General features: G+C 59.5%; 15 protein-coding genes. 10 read left to right on the forward strand and 5 right to left on the reverse strand.

Annotation, left to right across the window (positions count from 1 at the left end):
* Positions 1-288 precede the first annotated feature (288 nt).
* The gene (locus FQ192_RS22985; RefSeq protein WP_149660591.1) at positions 289-1,410 is read left to right on the forward strand and encodes a hypothetical protein; all 1,122 of its coding nucleotides are present in this window, start codon (positions 289-291) and stop codon (positions 1,408-1,410) included.
* Between the two features lie 51 nt (positions 1,411-1,461).
* Here the strand turns inward: FQ192_RS22985 and nadE are convergent, their stop codons facing one another.
* The 3 genes from nadE to FQ192_RS23005 all read right to left on the reverse strand — a co-directional run bounded on the left by nadE (position 1,462) and on the right by FQ192_RS23005 (position 4,677).
* On the reverse strand, positions 1,462-2,289 hold the full coding sequence (nadE, locus tag FQ192_RS22990) for an ammonia-dependent NAD(+) synthetase (RefSeq protein ID WP_149660592.1): 828 nt from the start codon (positions 2,287-2,289) through the stop codon (positions 1,462-1,464).
* A gap of 4 nt (positions 2,290-2,293) precedes the next feature.
* Complete coding sequence (gene pncB, locus FQ192_RS22995; RefSeq protein WP_149660593.1) at positions 2,294-3,517, reverse strand: nicotinate phosphoribosyltransferase; 1,224 nt, start codon at positions 3,515-3,517, stop codon at positions 2,294-2,296.
* A gap of 248 nt (positions 3,518-3,765) precedes the next feature.
* A complete protein-coding gene (locus FQ192_RS23005) occupies positions 3,766-4,677 on the reverse strand; it encodes a LysR family transcriptional regulator (RefSeq protein ID WP_149660594.1) in 912 nt (303 codons plus the stop codon).
* A 185-nt stretch (positions 4,678-4,862) separates the two neighbouring features.
* On the opposite strand from FQ192_RS23005, the gene FQ192_RS23010 reads away from it, so the two are divergent.
* From FQ192_RS23010 to FQ192_RS23060, 9 genes are all read left to right on the forward strand, one after another.
* Positions 4,863-6,353 (forward strand): aldehyde dehydrogenase family protein, encoded by a 1,491-nt coding sequence (locus FQ192_RS23010; RefSeq protein WP_149660595.1) that lies wholly within the window; start codon positions 4,863-4,865, stop codon positions 6,351-6,353.
* Positions 6,354-6,555: 202 nt separating this feature from the next.
* Positions 6,556-7,839 (forward strand): FAD-binding oxidoreductase, encoded by a 1,284-nt coding sequence (locus tag FQ192_RS23015; protein ID WP_149660596.1) that lies wholly within the window; start codon positions 6,556-6,558, stop codon positions 7,837-7,839.
* Positions 7,840-8,203: 364 nt separating this feature from the next.
* Entirely contained in the window at positions 8,204-9,337 is a 1,134-nt protein-coding gene (locus FQ192_RS23020; RefSeq protein WP_149660597.1) for a branched-chain amino acid ABC transporter substrate-binding protein, read from the forward strand.
* Between the two features lie 170 nt (positions 9,338-9,507).
* Positions 9,508-10,422 carry a branched-chain amino acid ABC transporter permease LivH gene (locus FQ192_RS23025; protein WP_123402406.1) on the forward strand — a complete coding sequence of 305 codons (915 nt, stop codon included), beginning with the start codon at positions 9,508-9,510 and terminating at the stop codon, positions 10,420-10,422.
* Between the two features lie 3 nt (positions 10,423-10,425).
* Positions 10,426-11,709, forward strand: coding sequence for a high-affinity branched-chain amino acid ABC transporter permease LivM (gene livM, locus FQ192_RS23030; protein WP_149660598.1), 1,284 nt, complete (start codon positions 10,426-10,428; stop codon positions 11,707-11,709).
* Positions 11,706-12,581 (forward strand): ABC transporter ATP-binding protein, encoded by an 876-nt coding sequence (locus FQ192_RS23035; RefSeq protein WP_149660599.1) that lies wholly within the window; start codon positions 11,706-11,708, stop codon positions 12,579-12,581. The genes livM and FQ192_RS23035 overlap by 4 nt, the downstream gene beginning before the upstream one ends.
* Positions 12,578-13,294 (forward strand): ABC transporter ATP-binding protein, encoded by a 717-nt coding sequence (locus FQ192_RS23040; RefSeq protein WP_123513958.1) that lies wholly within the window; start codon positions 12,578-12,580, stop codon positions 13,292-13,294. Before FQ192_RS23035 ends, FQ192_RS23040 begins: the two co-directional genes overlap by 4 nt.
* A gap of 852 nt (positions 13,295-14,146) precedes the next feature.
* Complete coding sequence (locus tag FQ192_RS23050; protein WP_054044081.1) at positions 14,147-14,917, forward strand: SDR family oxidoreductase; 771 nt, start codon at positions 14,147-14,149, stop codon at positions 14,915-14,917.
* Positions 14,918-15,195: 278 nt separating this feature from the next.
* Positions 15,196-16,101, forward strand: coding sequence for a cation diffusion facilitator family transporter (locus FQ192_RS23060; RefSeq protein ID WP_149660601.1), 906 nt, complete (start codon positions 15,196-15,198; stop codon positions 16,099-16,101).
* Between the two features lie 129 nt (positions 16,102-16,230).
* Here FQ192_RS23060 and FQ192_RS23065 read toward each other — a convergent pair whose 3' ends face one another.
* Both FQ192_RS23065 and FQ192_RS23070 read right to left on the reverse strand, forming a co-directional pair.
* Positions 16,231-17,358 (reverse strand): AGE family epimerase/isomerase, encoded by a 1,128-nt coding sequence (locus FQ192_RS23065; RefSeq protein ID WP_149660602.1) that lies wholly within the window; start codon positions 17,356-17,358, stop codon positions 16,231-16,233.
* A gap of 170 nt (positions 17,359-17,528) precedes the next feature.
* Positions 17,529-18,101, reverse strand: coding sequence for a HupE/UreJ family protein (locus tag FQ192_RS23070; RefSeq protein ID WP_149660603.1), 573 nt, complete (start codon positions 18,099-18,101; stop codon positions 17,529-17,531).
* Between the last annotated feature and the right edge of the window lie 27 nt (positions 18,102-18,128).

Consider the following 18,128-nt stretch of genomic DNA (forward strand, 5'->3'; position numbering starts at 1 on the left):
GACGATGTTGTGGGTCAGTTCCAGTGCCCGAGCGAGACGCATAAAAAAATCCGATGCCAATACAGGCATCGGATTTTGATTTCTTGCGGCCAAAGGTCAAGTAAAAGGGCTTAACTGATCGGCATTACCCGCACAGGCGTCTTTTTTTCGCCTGTCAGAACCCGACCATTGGTCCGAAAGCTAGGTTGACCTGTTATTTATGACAGTAGGCAGGGCTTCAATTCCAGGCGTCAAATCGCTCTTGAGTTCTCCGCTATCGCGGTGATGCCATCGAGAGAGCATCGGATCATGTCGAATCGAAACGTTGTGCCTGAAATTACGTCCATCACCGACGCTGAGGGACGCCCGATTCTTGACGGGGGAGCCACCAGCTCCACCACGCTGAACCTGAGCGGAACCGCAGGGATGGACGATGTTGTTGACGTTCTTGTCGACGGGCAAAAACGAGGGGTAGCCCAAGCAACAGATGGCAAATGGGACTATTCCCTGGAAAATTTGACCAGAGGCAGGACGTATGGCATCAGGGCTTCTGCCTACGGGGTGCCTTCGCTTGCCTGGCAGGTTCGGGTAGAAGAGATACAACCCTTGATTTTGGAGGTCGTGGACACTGAGGGAAATTCGGTTCCTGACGGCGGCATTACCGCCTCCACCACTCTAGTGTTTAAAGGCTCAGCCGCTGTTAATGGCTACGTCGAATTTTTTGTCGGGGATTCACATTGGGGTGGAGCGTATTCTCCAAAGGGTAACTGGGCTTTCATAGTGACGGACTTGAACCAGGACACGCAATATGCGTTCAAGGCAGTGAGCCGCGAAGTATCGTCCAACATCTGGCACGTGACCGTGGAAGCTGTGAAAGGGACGGTCTGGATCAGAGCAATAAAAGACCGCGACGGTTATGACATTCCACCCGCTCGTTACACGGCTTCGACGACAGTGGACGTCATAGGCACCGCTTCACCGCTTCAGTTGGTCAGGGTTTTCCCCGCCAGCGGTGAAGAAAAATCTGCAATGGCCGATCCTGAGGGTAACTGGAAAGTACGATTGGAGGACCTCACTCAACAGCTCTATGTCGTCAAGGTGGCTGAATCCATTGCTGGTCATAATCGTGTATTTCGCTGTGTGGATCAGCGCCTGCCAATCATTCGACTGGCGAGAGACTCCACGGGCAATCCCATTCCAATCAATGGGACGACGAGGGATCGTTCGATTGTATTGACCGGTACTGGTGCCGCGGGAGAAGAACTCAGCGTTAAAAATAGAACGGATCTGGTGGGCAATCCGATCGTCGACGCCCTCGGTGTTTGGGAACTGCAGCTCCGAGATTTAGCGAGCGATACTCACGTGTTCCACGTAGAAGGAAGCTATGACTCTGGGCTAGTGAGGGAAAGCTACTCTTTCCAGGTGGTATGAACACAGCACTGCCTTCGGCATTCGGAGAATGCTGAAGGCAGGTATTACGGCTTACGGCGCAAACGGCATCACCCGCTTGTGATGCGTCTTCCTGTACGTATCACAGATGATCTTGAACGCGTCCTCACGCACCGGCTCGCCGTGCAGGAACGCGTCAATCTCGGCATACGTCACGCCATGGGACGCTTCGTCCGGCTTGCCCGGCGACAGGTCTTCAAGGTCCGCTGTCGGGACCTTCTCCACCAACGACTCCGGCGCACCGAAGCTGCGGGCAATCGCCCGGACCTGGTTCTTCACCAACCCGCTCAACGGCGCCAGATCGCAGGCGCCGTCACCGAACTTGGTGAAGAAGCCCATCACGGCTTCCGCCGCGTGGTCAGTACCGATCACCAGCCCCTGTGCCGCGCCGGCGATGGTGTACTGGGCGACCATGCGCATCCGCGCCTTGGTGTTGCCGAGCACGAAATCCACCGACACCGCATGCTTGCCTTCGAACGCTGCGACTTCACTGGCCAGGGATTTGACCGCCGGGCCGATGTTCACGGTGTGGCGTTCGTCCGGCGCGATGAAGTCCACCGAAGCCTGGGCATCGTGTTCATCGAACTGGGTTTCGTACGGCAGGCGCACGGCGATGAACTTGTAACTGTCGTCACCGGTGCGGGTGCGCAGTTCGCGCATGGCACGCTGGGCCAACAGCCCGGCAGTCAGGGAATCGACGCCGCCGCTGATACCCAGTACCAGGGTCTTGAGACCGGAATTGACCAGGCAATCCTGGATAAAGGTAATCCGCCGGGCGACTTCAGCCTCGAGGGCGGCCTGGTCGGCGAACGGCGGCTGGACGTTGAGCTGTTCAGCAATCTCACGCTGTTCGGCTTGCATGAATTCACTCCTTGCTGGGAATACTGGAAAGGGCAGGGACTTTGAACACGTGTCGCAAGTAGGCGACGAAATTCGGGTCTTTGCAGTGAGTCTTGCCAGGCTCATCGGAAATCTTGGCCACGGGCTGACCGTTGCAGGCGGTCATTTTAAGCACGATGCTCATCGGTTCAACACCTGGTATGTCACAGGTCAGGTTGGTGCCGATGCCGAAACTGACATTGATCCGACCGCGCAGCGCACGGAATATTTCCAGGGACTTGGGCAGCGTCAGGCTGTCGGAGAACACCAGGGTCTTGCTCATCGGGTCGATGCCGAGCTTGTGGTAATGGGCGATGGATTTTTCCGCCCACAGCACCGGGTCCCCGGAATCGTGGCGCAAACCGTCGAAGAGCTTGGCGAAATACAGGTCGAAATCGCCGAGGAAGGCATCGGTGGTGATGCAGTCGGTCAGGGCGATCCCCAGCAAACCGCGATACTCGCGAACCCAGCAATCGAGGGCCGCAATCTGACTGTCGATCAACCGTGGGCCGAGTTGTTGATGGGCCATGATCCACTCGTGGGCCATGGTGCCCAAGGGTTTCATGTTCAGCTCCCGGGACAGGTGCACGTTGCTGGTGCCGACGAAACGCCCGGGGAAATCGTGCTTGAGCACGTTCACCACTTCTTCCTGCACGCGGTACGAAAACCGGCGGCGAGTGCCGAAATCGGCGACCTGCAATTCGGACAATTCATCGCTGCTGGCGTTGGCCGTCAGCCAGTCGAACTTGCGGTAGAGCTGCTCGCGCGCCTGTTCCAGCACGACTTCGCGGTAGCGATAGCGGTTACGCACTTCGCTGACGATCGCCAGCATTGGCACTTCGAACAGAATCACATGCAGCCACGGCCCGCGCAGGCGGATGAACAGCTCGCCGTTTTCGATGCCGGTGTGGACGTACCGCAGGTTGAAGCGGAACAAGCCGAGAAAGCGCAGGAAATCCGGCTTCATGAAGCTGATGCGTTCCAGGAAACTCAACTGGTCGGCGCTCAGGCTCAACTCGGCCAGACGCTCGATCTGGTAGCGGATCTCCGCCAGGTACGGGCGCAAATCCTCACTGTTACGGCAACGAAACTCCCATTCGACTTCCACGTTAGGGTAGTTGTGCAGCACCGCCTGCATCATCGTCAGTTTGTAGAAGTCGGTGTCGAGCAGGTTCTGCACGATGCGATCGCCGAATACGCTCTCGCTCATAAGGGAATCTCCAGGCTGGCCGCGGCCCGTGCTCGCGACGTTTCAGCTGTATTAATGAATGGGGCTAGTGGCGCATATCAGAGGTGCGGATTGCCAGCGATTTTTTAGACCGCGGCCGATTCCTGTGGGCGCGAGCCTTTGTGGCGAGGGGGCTTGCCCCCGTTCGGCTGCGCAGCAGTCGTCGATTTCAGGGCCGCTTCGCGACGCAACGGGGGCAAGCCCCCTCGCCACAGGTATCGCATGCGGACTTAATGTTGCGGCGCATCCGGGCTATCAATCTGCTCCAACATCCACTTCACAAAATCCCGCACCTTGGGCACTTCCGCCGAATGCTCGGGGTACGCCAGGTAATAAGCGTCGGAACTGGGCATCGCATGCTTCCAAGGAATCACCAGTTTGCCGTCCGCCAATTCCTCCTCCACCAGAAACCGTGGCAGCAACGCCACGCCGCAGCCAACCTGTGCGGCACGGATGCACATATAAAAGGTTTCGAAGCGCGGGCCGTGGTAGCTGTGTTCGGTGTGGTAGCCCTGGTTGTCGAACCAGTCGTGCCAGGCCTGGGGCCGGGAGGCGTTTTGCAGCAGGACCAGGTCGGCGAGTTGCGTCGGGTCGGTGAAAGGCTTATCCGGCAGGCTGCCCGGTGCACACACAGGAACAAGCTCTTCGCCAAACAGCTTCAGGCTTTCGGTGCCGGGCCGCGAGCCTTGGCCGAAGTAGAACGCCAGGTCGCTGCGACCTTGCAGCAGGTCGTCGGCTTCCTGCTCGCTGCACAAATCTAGATGAATCGAGGGATGACGCAGGCGCCAGCCTTTCAGACGCGGCACCAGCCAGCGGGCGCCGAAGGTCGGCGGCGTCGACACGCGCAGGACTTCGGTATCACCGCCGTAGGAACGCAGGTAGTGGGTCGACATCTCCACTTGCGTGAGGATTTTTCGCACTTCCACCAGGTACAAATCACCGGCCGGGGTCATTTGCAGGCGTCGGCGCACCCGGCGGAACAGCAGGTGCTGCAGCAATTCTTCCAGCTGCGCCACCTGCTTGCTGACGGCGCTCTGGGTCAGGTTCAGCTCTTCGGCGGCCCGGGTGAAGCTCAAATGCCGGGTCACGGCCTCGAAACACTGCAGGGCGGTGATCGACGGCAAGTAGCGTTTATTCAGCATGGGTGGTCCTTTTTCTTGTTGCTCTATGCTTTTCTTTTACCGACAGATGCGAAGCATGAATAAACGGAATGATATCTCGCTTAATGGTCGTTTGTTGGCTCGTCTGAGTGGCGCTACAACTACAGGCCTGATCAGCCGTGATATTCCGGCTGCACGATTTCCGTTTTTTGCTTGAGGAGTGACCCATGGTTGCCGCATTGCTTGATCGTCTTGGTGTAAACCCGGCCCTGTACCAGAACGGCAAAGTGCCGGTGCATTCGCCGATCGATGGCAGCCAGATTGCCAGCGTGAACTGGGAAGGCGCTGCCGAAGTCGAGCAGCACATCAGTCGCGCAGATCATGCGTTCGAACTGTGGCGCAAGGTCCCGGCACCGCGCCGTGGCGAACTGGTGCGCCAATTGGGCGACATCCTGCGTGAATACAAGGCTGATCTCGGTGAGCTGGTGTCCTGGGAAGCCGGCAAGATCACCCAGGAAGGCTTGGGCGAAGTTCAGGAAATGATCGACATCTGCGACTTCGCCGTCGGTCTGTCCCGCCAGCTGTACGGTTTGACCATCGCTTCCGAGCGTCCTGGCCACCACATGCGTGAAACCTGGCACCCGCTGGGCGTTGTCGGCGTGATCAGCGCGTTCAACTTCCCGGTCGCGGTTTGGGCCTGGAACACCGCGCTGGCGCTGGTCTGCGGCAACCCGGTGATCTGGAAACCGTCGGAGAAAACCCCGCTGACCGCCCTGGCCTGTCAGGCACTGTTCGACCGCGTCCTGAAAAACTTCAGCGATGCGCCGCCGCACCTGAGCCAAGTGATCATCGGCGGCCGCGATGCCGGCGAAGCCCTGGTCGATGACCCGCGTGTCGCGCTGATCAGCGCCACCGGCAGCACCCGCATGGGCCGCGAAGTGGCGCCGAAAATCGCCGCCCGTTTCGCTCGCAGCATCCTGGAACTGGGCGGCAACAACGCCATGATTCTTGGCCCAAGCGCCGACCTGGACATGGCCGTTCGCGCGATCCTGTTCAGCGCCGTCGGCACCGCCGGTCAACGCTGCACCACCCTGCGTCGCCTGATCGCTCATGAATCGGTAAAAGAAGAAATCGTCACCCGCCTGAAGGCTGCCTACGCCAAGGTGCGCATCGGCAACCCGCTGGAAGGCAATCTGATCGGCCCGCTGATCGACAAAAACAGCTTCGAAAACATGCAGGAAGCGCTGGAACAAGCCTTGAGCGAAGGCGGCCGGGTGTTTGGCGGCAAGCGTCAACTGGAAGACAAATTCCCGAATGCTTACTACGTTTCGCCGGCCATCGTTGAGATGCCGGAGCAAAGCGACGTGGTGTGCAGCGAAACCTTCGCGCCGATCCTCTACGTGGTCGGCTACACCGATTTCAACGAAGCGATGCGCTTGAACAACGCCGTACCGCAAGGTCTGTCGTCGTGCATCTTCACCACCGACGTGCGTGAAGCCGAGCAGTTCATGTCGGACGTGGGCAGCGACTGCGGCATCGCCAACGTCAACATCGGCCCGAGCGGCGCGGAAATCGGCGGGGCATTTGGTGGCGAGAAGGAAACCGGTGGCGGTCGTGAATCGGGCTCCGATGCCTGGCGCGCCTACATGCGCCGCCAGACCAACACCGTGAACTATTCGCTGGAGCTGCCGTTGGCCCAGGGGATTACGTTCGATTAAAAGCAGCCTGCAAGCTGCAAGCCTCAAGCTTCAAGCAGACTGGCTTGCAGCTTGTGTTGATCGTTCCCACGCTCTGCGTGGGAATGCCTCAATGGACGCTCTGCGTCCGCTTTTGGGACGCGGAGCGTCCCGGGCTGCATTCCCACGCAGAGCGTGGGAACGATCAGTGTGTGATGGTTAGGTTTCTGATTGGAGTCTGGCAATGCCGTTACGCGAAGAGTGTCTGTGGGAAAAACTGACGCCGCAAAGGCCTGATAACGCGGCGCTCAAGGGCGAAGTAACGATCGATGTCTGCGTCATCGGCGCCGGTTTTACCGGTCTGTCGGCGGCGGTGCATCTGTTGGAAGCAGGTAAAAGCGTCTGCGTGGTGGAAGCCCATCGCGCCGGCCATGGTGGCTCGGGGCGCAACGTCGGGCTGGTCAACGCCGGGATGTGGATTCCACCGGACGAGATCGAAGCCGGGTTCGGCGAAGCGGTGGGCAGTCAGCTCAACCGCATGCTTGGTGCAGCACCGTCCCTGGTGTTCAGCCTTGTGGATAAGTACAACATCGATTGCCAACTGCGCCGCGAAGGCACGCTGCACATGGCGCACAACAGCCGTGGCGAAGCGGATCTGCGCAGTCGTGAAGAACAATGGAAGCGCCGTGGGGCGCCGGTGGAACTGTTGACCGGCCAGGCCTGCGAACAAGCGACCGGCACCAAAAAGATCGCCGCTGCGCTGCTGGATCGACGTGCTGGCACCATCAATCCGATGGCTTATACGACCGGGCTGGCCAAAGCGGCCATCAACCTCGGCGGTCAACTGTTCGATCATTCCCCGGTGACCCGGCTGGAACGTCAGGGCCAGCGCTGGTCGGTGCAAACCGCCCAAGGTTCGGTGCTTGCCGATCAGGTAGTGATCGCTTCCAACGCCTACACCGAAGGCGACTGGACAGAACTTCGGCGCAACTTTTTTCCCGGTTATTACTACCAAGTGGCCTCGGTGCCGCTGACCGATGACGCTGCGCAACAGATTCTGCCCGGCGGCCAGGGTTCGTGGGACACCCGCCAGGTTCTGAGCAGCATCCGTCGCGATAAGGACGGGCGTCTGTTGCTCGGCAGCCTCGGTAATGGCAATCAGAAACCGACCTGGTTCTTGAAAGCCTGGGCCGACCGCGTTCAGCAGCATTACTTTCCCTACCTGAAACCGGTGGAATGGGAGTGCACCTGGACTGGCTGCATCGCCTTTACCCCCGATCACCTGATGCGCCTGTTCGAACCGGCGCCCGGAATAGTGGCAGTTACCGGTTACAACGGCCGGGGCGTGACGACGGGCACGGTGGTCGGCAAAGCGTTTGCCGACTATTTGTGTAACGGAAATCCTCAAGCACTACCGATTCCGTTCGCACCGATGCAGCCCCTGGCGGGTGTCGGCTTGCGCAGCTGTCTGTATGAGGCCGGTTTTTCGCTGTATCACGCAGGCCAGTGCTTGCGGATCGTGATTTGATTGTTGAATTTTGTTGCGGGGGAGCGGCGCTTTTTCGCGCAGCGACTAGCCTGTAGTGGTGCGGGTTGTAGCAGTTGCGCACCACGAGTGTGCACTTCGGTGACGCAGGCTGTTACAGGCTGGTTGCACGTCGTTTGGCGCCGCGGTTGCAATGATGGCGCGTGCGGGTTGCGCCTTTTGAAATAAATGGTTTCACCTTCCGCGGTTTAGACGGTTGCACGCCCAATGAAAATGGGATCGAAACAGTCGAAATAACAATAAAGCAGCGACTTTTTTCAGAATAAAAAACCGATGGCACGGCGCTTGCTCTGAGCAACCACAGAAGTCGCAGTGCCAACTAAAAAAAACCTTGGAGCACCACCTCATGTCCCAGACGTTTTACAAGAAAGGCTTTCTGGCCCTCGCAGTGGCAACTGCGTTGGGTGTTTCTGCGTTTGCACAGGCTGATGTGAAAATCGGTGTGGCAGGTCCAATGACTGGCGCCAACGCGGCATTTGGCGAGCAGTACATGAAGGGTGCACAGGCAGCAGCCGATGCGATCAACGCATCGGGCGGCGTCAACGGGGAAAAAATCGTACTGGTCAAGGGCGATGACGCCTGCGAACCGAAACAGGCTGTGACGGTCGCCAAGGACCTGACCAACCAGAAAGTCGCCGGCGTCGTCGGTCACTTCTGCTCCTCATCCACCATTCCGGCTTCCGAGATCTACGACGAAGCGGGCATCATTGCGATCACTCCAGGTTCCACCAACCCACAGGTGACCGAGCGCGGCCTGAGCGCCATGTTCCGTATGTGCGGGCGTGACGACCAGCAAGGCATCGTGGCCGGCGACTACATCGTCGACGTGCTCAAGGGCAAGAAAGTCGCCGTACTGCACGACAAAGACACCTACGGCCAAGGCCTGGCGGATGCCACCAAGGCTCAGCTGGTCAAGCGCGGTGTAACGCCAGTGCTGTACGAAGGCCTGACCCGCGGCGAGAAAGACTTCAGCGCCGTGGTCACCAAGATCCGGGCGGCCGGTGCCGACGTGGTCTACTTCGGTGGTCTGCACCCAGAGGCTGGTCCACTGGTTAAACAACTGCGTACCGAAGGCCTGAAAGACGTGAAATTCATGTCCGACGACGGCATCGTGACCGACGAACTGGTGACCACCGCTGGCGGCCCGCAATACGTCGACGGCGTGCTCATGACCTTCGGCGCCGACCCGCGCCTGCTGCCAGACAGCAAGACGGTAGTGGACGAGTTCCGCAAAAAAGGCACCGAGCCTGAAGGCTACACCCTGTACGCCTACGCGTCGGTCCAGACCCTGGCTGCCGCTTTCAATGGCGCCAAGTCCAACAAGGGCGAAGAAGCGGCTGCCTGGCTGAAGAAAAACCCGGTCAAGACCGTCATGGGCGAGAAGACCTGGGACAGCAAGGGCGACCTGAAAGTCTCCGACTACGTGGTTTACCAGTGGGACAAGGACGGCAAATACCACCAGCTGGAAAAACAGAAGTGATATGAACCGCTGATTGCCCGGTGCCTTGTGCGCCGGGCAGTCAGAGAACATGTCCGTGCAGTACCTGTCTTTTCTCGTAGAGCTGCACACAACCGTGTTGCACTGGCGGCTGAACCCCGGTCCGTTGCAACCCGCTTCTGTGCAGTCTCTCAAATGCGTGAGATTGCGTTATGGATGGTATTTTCCTGCAGCAACTGGTCAACGGTCTGACCCTCGGGTCGGTCTATGGCCTGATCGCCATCGGCTACACAATGGTCTATGGCATCATCGGCATGATCAACTTCGCCCACGGCGAGGTTTACATGATTTCCGCTTACCTCGCGGCAATCAGTCTGGCTCTGCTGGCTTACTTCGGTATTGAATCCTTCCCTCTGCTGATGCTCGGCACACTGGTCTTCACCATCGTCGTCACGGCGGTGTATGGCTGGGTCATCGAACGCGTCGCCTACAAACCGCTGCGCAACTCCACACGACTGGCACCGCTGATCAGCGCCATCGGTATTTCCCTGATCCTGCAAAACTATGCACAAATCGCCCAAGGTGCGCGGCAACAGGGTGTGCCCACACTCCTGACCGGCGCATGGCGCGTGGATGTCGGCACTGGCTTCGTCCAGCTGACCTACACCAAGATCTTCATTCTGGTCGCAGCGTTCGCCGGGATGGCCCTGCTGACCTATGTCATCAAGTACACCAAGCTCGGCCGCATGTGCCGTGCCACCCAGCAAGACCGCAAGATGGCCTCGATCCTGGGGATCAACACCGACCGCGTGATTTCCTACGTATTCATCATCGGTGCAGCGATGGCGGCCCTGGCCGGCGTGCTGATCACCATGAACTACGGCACGTTCGACTTTTACGCAGGCTTCGTCATCGGGATCAAGGCGTTCACCGCCGCGGTACTCGGCGGCATCGGTTCGCTGCCTGGGGCGATGCTCGGCGGGATCATCCTCGGGATTTCCGAGTCGCTGTTCTCGGGCCTGGTGAACTCGGACTACAAAGACGTTTTCAGCTTCTCGCTGCTCGTTCTCGTTCTGGTCTTTCGGCCCCAAGGCCTGCTCGGCCGTCCTCTTGTGTCGAAGGTGTAAGCGATGTCTTCAACCACTAAAAAAACCATTGATCTCAAAAGAAGCCTGGTTGACGCGATTCTTGCCGGCCTCGTTGCCCTGATTGTGTTCGGCCCGATTGTCGGCGTGGTCCTCGACGGCTACGGCTTCAACCTGCAACCGACCCGTGTGGCGTGGATTGTCGCCATCGTCATGGCTGGCCGTTTTGCCCTGAGCCTGTTCCTGCAAACCCCCAAGGGCCTGAAAATCCTCGAAGGTTTTGAAAGCACCGGTTCCGGGGTTCATGTACTGCCGCCCGATTACAAAACCCGCTTGCGCTGGATCATCCCGCTGGTAATCGTCATTGCCGTGGTGTTCCCGTTCTTCTCCAACTCCTACCTGCTGGGCGTGGTCATCCTCGGTTTGATCTACGTGTTGCTGGGCCTGGGCCTGAACATCGTGGTCGGCCTGGCCGGCTTGCTCGACCTGGGTTACGTGGCGTTCTACGCCATCGGTGCCTACGGCCTGGCGCTCGGTTATCAATACCTGGGCCTGGGTTTCTGGACGGTGCTGCCGCTGGCGGCGATCACGGCGGGACTGGCCGGGTGCATTCTCGGTTTCCCGGTGTTACGCCTGCACGGTGACTACCTGGCGATCGTGACCCTGGGCTTCGGTGAAATCATCCGCTTGATCCTCAACAACTGGCTGTCCCTGACCGGCGGCCCGAATGGCATGGCGGCGCCACTGCCTACCTTCTTCGGCCTGGAGTTCGGTAAACGCGCGAAGGACGGCGGGGTGCCGTTCCATGAGTTCTTCGGCATCGCCTACAACCCGGACGTGAAGTATTACTTCATCTATGCGGTGTTGTTCCTGGTGGTCCTGGCCGTGCTGTACATCAAGCATCGTCTGGTGAAAATGCCGGTCGGCCGCGCCTGGGAAGCCCTGCGTGAAGACGAAATCGCCTGCCGCTCCATGGGCCTGAACCACGTACTGGTCAAGCTCTCGGCGTTCACCATCGGTGCCTCGACCGCCGGTCTGGCGGGTGTGTTCTTTGCGACCTATCAAGGTTTCGTCAACCCGACCTCGTTCACCTTCTTCGAATCGGCCCTGATCCTCGCCATCGTGGTACTCGGCGGCATGGGGTCGACCATCGGCGTGGTTATCGCTGCCTTCGTGCTGACCGTGGCCCCGGAACTGCTGCGCGGCTTCGCGGAATACCGCGTGCTGCTGTTCGGCATCCTGATGGTGTTGATGATGATCTGGCGACCGCGCGGCCTGATCCGGATCAGCCGTACCGGTGTGACCCCGCGTAAAGGAGTAGCGCCATGAGCGAAGTCGTACTCTCGGTCGAGAAGCTGATGATGCACTTCGGCGGCATCAAGGCGTTGAGCGATGTCAGCCTCAAGGTGCACCGCAACTCGATCTTCGCCCTGATCGGCCCCAACGGCGCCGGCAAGACCACGGTGTTCAACTGCCTGACCGGGTTCTACAAAGCCTCGGGCGGCAAGATTGAACTCAATGTGCGCGGCGAGCAGACCAACGTTATCCAGTTGCTGGGCGAGTCCTTCAAACCGGTGGATTTCGTTTCGCCGAAATCTTTCCTTAGCCGGATGTACTACAAGATGTTCGGCGGTACCCATCTGGTAAACCGTGCCGGTTTGGCGCGCACATTCCAGAACATTCGCCTGTTCAAGGAAATGTCGGTGCTGGAAAACCTGCTGGTGGCCCAACACATGTGGGTCAACCGCAAAATGCTCGCGGGCATCCTCAACACCAAGGGCTATCGCAAGGCTGAAAGTGATGCGCTGGACCATGCGTTCTACTGGCTGGAAGTGGTGGACCTGGTGGACTGCGCCAACCGTCTGGCGGGCGAGCTCTCCTACGGGCAGCAACGTCGCCTGGAAATCGCCCGGGCCATGTGCACGCGGCCGCAGATCATCTGCCTCGACGAACCGGCCGCCGGCCTTAACCCTCAGGAAACCGAAGCACTGAGCGCGATGATCAGGCTGCTGCGCGACGAGCACGACCTGACCGTGGTGCTGATCGAGCACGACATGGGCATGGTCATGAGCATTTCCGACCACATCGTGGTACTGGACCACGGCATCGTCATCGCCGAGGGCGGGCCTGATGCCATTCGCAACGACCCGAAAGTGATTGCGGCCTACCTGGGCGCTGATGAAGAGGAAGTGGTGCTATGAGCCAACCCATCCTCGAACTGAAGGATCTGGATGTGTTTTACGGGCCGATCCAGGCCCTGAAGAAAGTCTCGCTGCACATCAACGAAGGCGAAACCGTCAGCCTGATCGGCTCCAATGGCGCCGGCAAGTCGACCCTGCTGATGTCGATCTTCGGCCAGCCTCGCGCCGCTGACGGGCAGATCATCTATCAAGGGGTGGATATCACCCACAAGTCGTCCCACTACATCGCGTCCCACGGCATCGCGCAATCGCCGGAAGGGCGGCGGGTGTTCCCCGACATGACCGTCGAGGAAAACCTGTTGATGGGCACCATCCCGATTGGCGACAAGTACGCCAAGGAAGACATGCAGCGCATGTTCGAGCTGTTTCCACGGCTCGAAGAGCGGCGCACCCAGCGGGCCATGACCATGTCCGGCGGCGAACAGCAAATGCTCGCCATCGCCCGGGCACTGATGAGCCGGCCGAAGTTGTTGCTGCTTGATGAGCCGAGCCTGGGCCTGGCGCCAATCGTGGTGAAACAGATTTTCGCGACTCTGCGGGAACTGGCAAAAACCGGCATGACCATCTTCCTGGTCGAGCAGAACGCCAACCACGCGCTCAAGCTCTCGGACCGGGCGTACGTGATGGTCAACGGCGAGATTCGCCTAACAGGCACCGGCAAGGAGCTGCTGGTGAACGAGGAGGTGCGTAACGCGTATCTCGGCGGGCACTAAGCCTTCGGCCCCATAAAAAACGCCCTGACGCACTCCACGCCAGGGCGTTTTTTTATGCCCACACAAATCCCCCGTAGGGGCTGTCGAGAGAAACGAGGCTGCGATCTTTTGATCTTGCTTTTAAACCGCAAAAGCAAAAGATCGCAGCCTTCGGCAGCTCCTATACGGGGCCGCGATTCAAGGCAAATGGAAATTGTGGAAAACAATATTCGCAAGCTCTCAAACCGCGACATAAAGCCGCTGCAAATAGTTGTTTTGTCACGGTTTTGACTTGTCCCCGTTTGCTGTGGAGCTGGCTGTGAATAACGTGGGAGTAGCTGGCTGAGAGCCTTTGAAACCGTGGCTTGCAGACTTGTGGTTGTTTTTTGATCAGACATTTTTCCCGGACCATGAGCTGTGGTTGTCAACCTTTTTGTTGTGGGCGAAAACGGCAGGAATGCAGGTGTGCCAGCCTGTGGATAAGTCTGTGGTTAAACTCTGGAAAGACTTGGCTGAGGGCCGTCGTTACTGGCTTGGCGCCATCGTTCTTGGGTGTGGCCAATCGTGCAAAATGCCATGGGGCTACACGGCGAGCGGTCGAGGGTCAAGCAAAAAACTTTCTGTGCTGCTCGCAAAGCCTTATACACAGCGGCTTGCAGCTTTTGCACTTGCCCCCAAAGACTGTGGACCGGCCTGTGGATAACGTGCGCGCACATGGCTGCAAGCCACGGTGGGTAAGGCGCCGCTTCGGCTGGTTGTTTTTTGTACAGAAAACACCGGGGAACGAGGTTGCCGGTCAGCGCCGCGCCGGGCATGCTGGCTGCTGATTTTCTATTCCAATGGCTGCCGATCAGCCGAAGCAAGGAGAACACGATGTCCAACACCCTGTTTATCACCGGCGCAACGTCCGGTTTTGGCGAAGCCTGTGCCCGTCGTTTTGCCGAGGCGGGTTGGAAACTGGTGCTGACGGGCCGTCGTGAAGAGCGCCTCAACGCCCTGTGCGCCGAGTTGTCGAAGCAGACCGAGGTCCATGGCCTGGTGCTCGACGTGCGTGATCGCAAGGCCATGGAGGAGGCGATTGCCAATCTGCCGCCGTCCTTCGCCAAGCTGCGCGGGCTGATCAACAACGCCGGCCTGGCCCTGGGCGTGGACCCGGCGCCCAAGTGTGACCTGGACGACTGGGACACCATGGTCGATACCAACATCAAAGGCCTGATGTACAGCACTCGCCTGCTGCTGCCGCGCCTGATCGCCCACGGTCGTGGCGCCGGCATCGTCAACCTCGGCTCCATCGCCGGCAACTACCCGTACCCAGGCAGTCACGTGTATGGCGCGAGCAAAGCGTTCGTCAAACAGTTCTCCCTGAACCTGCGCTGCGACCTGCAAGGCACGGGCGTACGCGTTAGTAACATCGAGCCGGGGCTGTGCGAAAGCGAGTTCTCCCTGGTGCGTTTCGCCGGTGACCAGGAGCGCTACAACGCCACCTACGCCGGGGCCGAGCCGATTCAGCCGCAGGACATTGCCGATACCATTTTCTGGGTCCTCAATGCCCCGGCGCATATCAACATCAACAGCCTGGAGTTGATGCCGGTGAGCCAGACCTGGGCCGGGTTCTCCATTGAGCGTAATGGTGGCAAGGCTTAATTGTGGCGAGGGGGCTTGCCTGTGGTGAGGGGGCTTGCCTGTGGCGAGGGGGCTTGCCTGTGGCGAGGGGGCTTGCCCCCGTTGGGCTGCGTAGCAGCCCCTGAGCCAAACGCCACGTTTTGTCAGATATGCCGCATTCTCAGGTTTGCGGCTGCTGCGCATCCGAACGGGGGCAAGCCCCCTCGCCACAAAAACCGGGCAAAACAAGGCATAAGGTAGACTCCCGCCCAACAACCCCACCGCACCCCGCGGTTTCCAGGGTTTTCAGAGGAGGCTACGTGAGTAACCGAGGTGAGCAGTCACTGCTCAAACAATCGACCATCCTGATGTTCGCCGTGGCGATCGCCGGGATCGTTACCGGTTTTGTTTCGGGTGCCCAATCCATCCTGTTCGATGGTTTTTTCTCGTTGATCGCGACCTTTATCAAGGTCTTGATGCTGATCACCGCCAAACTGATCGCCAAAGAAAGTAACCACCGCTTCCAGTTCGGCTTCTGGCACCTGGAGCCCATGGTGTTGCTGATCGAAGGCAGCTTCCTGTTCCTGATCGCGATCTACGCCTTTCTCAACGGTGTGTTCGGCATCATCAATGGCGGCCGCGAGATCGAGCTGGGGTTGGTGATCATCTATGCGGCGGTGTTTACCGTCGTTGAGTTCGCCTATTTCTTCTACGTGCGCCATCGCAATCGCAAGCTTAAATCGACGCTGATCCAGTTCGACAACATCAGTTGGCTGGTGGACGCGATGCTTTCGGTGGGCCTGTTGGTCAGTTTCCTGACCGCGCTGCTGCTCAAGTCCCAGGGCTATGGCGAGTGGGCGGTGTATGTCGACCCCTTGATCCTGATTCTGCTGGCCCTGAGCATGCTGCCACCAGCCTTCAAAATACTGCGTCCAGCGCTGCGCGATGTACTGGGGATTGTCCCGGATCAACTCAACGACAAGGTGCGCCAGGTGATGGACGCGGCGAAGGTCGAGCATGGTTTCGACGACTACATTTCCTACGTGCAGAAGCACGGTCGGGCGCGGTTTATCGAAATTCATGTGGTGTTGCCGACGGATTATCCGCTGCACGGCGTGGGGCAGCTGGATGTATTGCGCGAGGAGATTTCCGCGAAGTTGGGCAAGGCGGATGCGGCGCGATGGCTGACCATCAGTTTTACCGGGGATCGGAAGTGGATTGCGTGATTGGCCGGTGACCGCTTCAAGGCCATTCGCGGGCAAGCCTCGCTCCTACAGGTTATGTGTCGTTCGCATTACCGCGTTCAAACATAAATCCTGTAGGAGCGAGGCTTGCCCGCGAAAGCGATCTCGAACTCAGCGCAAATATTCAACCAGCCCGCGGTAACAAGTCGCCAAGTGATAAGGCGTAGTCGAAGGCATGTCCTTGCGGCTGACTTCGCCTTCCTCATCCCGACACTCATACCAACCGCCAACATGCAGAAACCGCTGCTGCAACGCCTGCAATTGGCGCAGCACCACTGCCTCGCCGTCCGGCCGCAACGTCAGTGCGCGCAGGTATTCAGCCTGGGCCCAGATTCTTTCAGTGCCGTCCTTCGCGCGGCCATCCAGATCGAGCATCGCTCGAACAGCGTTTGTCTGTGGATCCACGCCCAGGTGCTCAGTGAAAGCAAAGGCCCGGTCCAGCGAGGCATGCAGCTTCGATCCACGCAGCAATGGCGAGGACTCCAGCAGGAAATACCATTCGAATTGATGCCCCGGTTCAAACCAGTTATCCACAGCCCCCAGCGGTTTTTCCATCAACACACCGGTCTGTGGATCGATGAACCGCTTGTGCATGACTGTGCATAACTTGACGAGCGCAGCTTGGGCGCCAGCGTCTTCGCGTACCGACAGGGTGGCGAGGAAGGCTTCGGCCAGGTGCATCAACGGGTTTTGCAGCGGGCCGGTGTCGAGGGATGACCAGTCGCGCTCAAGGCACGCTTCGTACAGACCGTCGTCCGTGGCGAAGCGCTGGGCCACGACTTCCTGCGCGGCATTGAGCACCGACTCCACCAGCGGTTCGCGCACCTTGTCCCAGTAATGGGCGCAGGCGAACAGGATGAAGGCGTGGGTATAGAGGTCTTTGCGCTGATCCAGCGGCGCGCCTTGCGGGTCGATGCTGTAGAACCAGCCACCGTGCTCGGCATCGTGGAAATGCTGCTGCAAGGAACGGAACAACGCTGCCGCGCGTTCTTCGGCCGCCGGCACCTGGCCGATCAGGCTGGAAAACAGATACAGCTGGCGGGCGCAGGCCATGGCTCGATAGCGTTGTGGCGCCAGCGTTTGATGCCCGGCGTCCAGCGCTTCATACGGCAGCGCCATGTCGGCGTTCCAGCCGGGGCCTTGCCAGAGCGGCACGATCACGTCCTGGAAATGCTGTTGCACCGAAGCGAACAGGGCGGTCAATTCAGGCTGGGAGGCAGAGCGGGAAGCATGGGGCATTGGCTGGCGTCGTCACGGCAGGGGCGATTGCGCGACATGGTAGCAGAGTGAGCGGGTCGATCGTTCCCATGCTCCGCGTGGGAATGCCTCTAGGGACGCTCCGCGTCCAGTGACGCGGAACGTCACGGGCTGCATTCCCACGCGGAGCGTGGGAACGATCTCTGGGGGGCTTAGCCCGCCAACAACCAGACCCCGGTCGCCGCGGAAGCCGCACCCGCGACGCGAATCAACGGCGCCGCCGCCTGAGGCAGCACGCGCACCACCGCATAACCGGCTGCATGCAATGCCGCCGTCGCCGCCACAAACCCTGCGGCATACGCCCAAGGGCTGGACATGTCCGGCAATTCCAGACCATGGGCCACGCCGTGGAACAGCGCAAACAATGCAGTCGCTGCAACGGCCACGCTCAACGGCGGACGCACCGCCAAGGCCACGGCCAGGCCCAGCGCCAGCACCGAGGCCGCAATCCCGCTTTCCAGCGCCGGCAGGTTCAGCCCTTCAAACCCCAACAAGCCGCCGATCAGCATGGTGCCGACAAAGGTGCACGGCAGAGCCCAACGCGCCGCGCCTTTTTGCTGCGCGGCCCACAAACCCACCGCGACCATCGCCAGCAGGTGATCGATGCCACCAATCGGGTGGCTGATGCCGGCGATCAAACCGTTGTCGCCATGCCCCGGGTGGGCGAAGGCGATGGCTGGGGTCAGCAGCAGGGCCAAAGCGCCCAGGATGCGTTTGAGTGTCATGGATAAGCTTCCTTGTTGATAAGTCGT

Source organism: Pseudomonas sp. ANT_J12 (assembly GCF_008370045.1).
Classification (GTDB): domain Bacteria; phylum Pseudomonadota; class Gammaproteobacteria; order Pseudomonadales; family Pseudomonadaceae; genus Aquipseudomonas.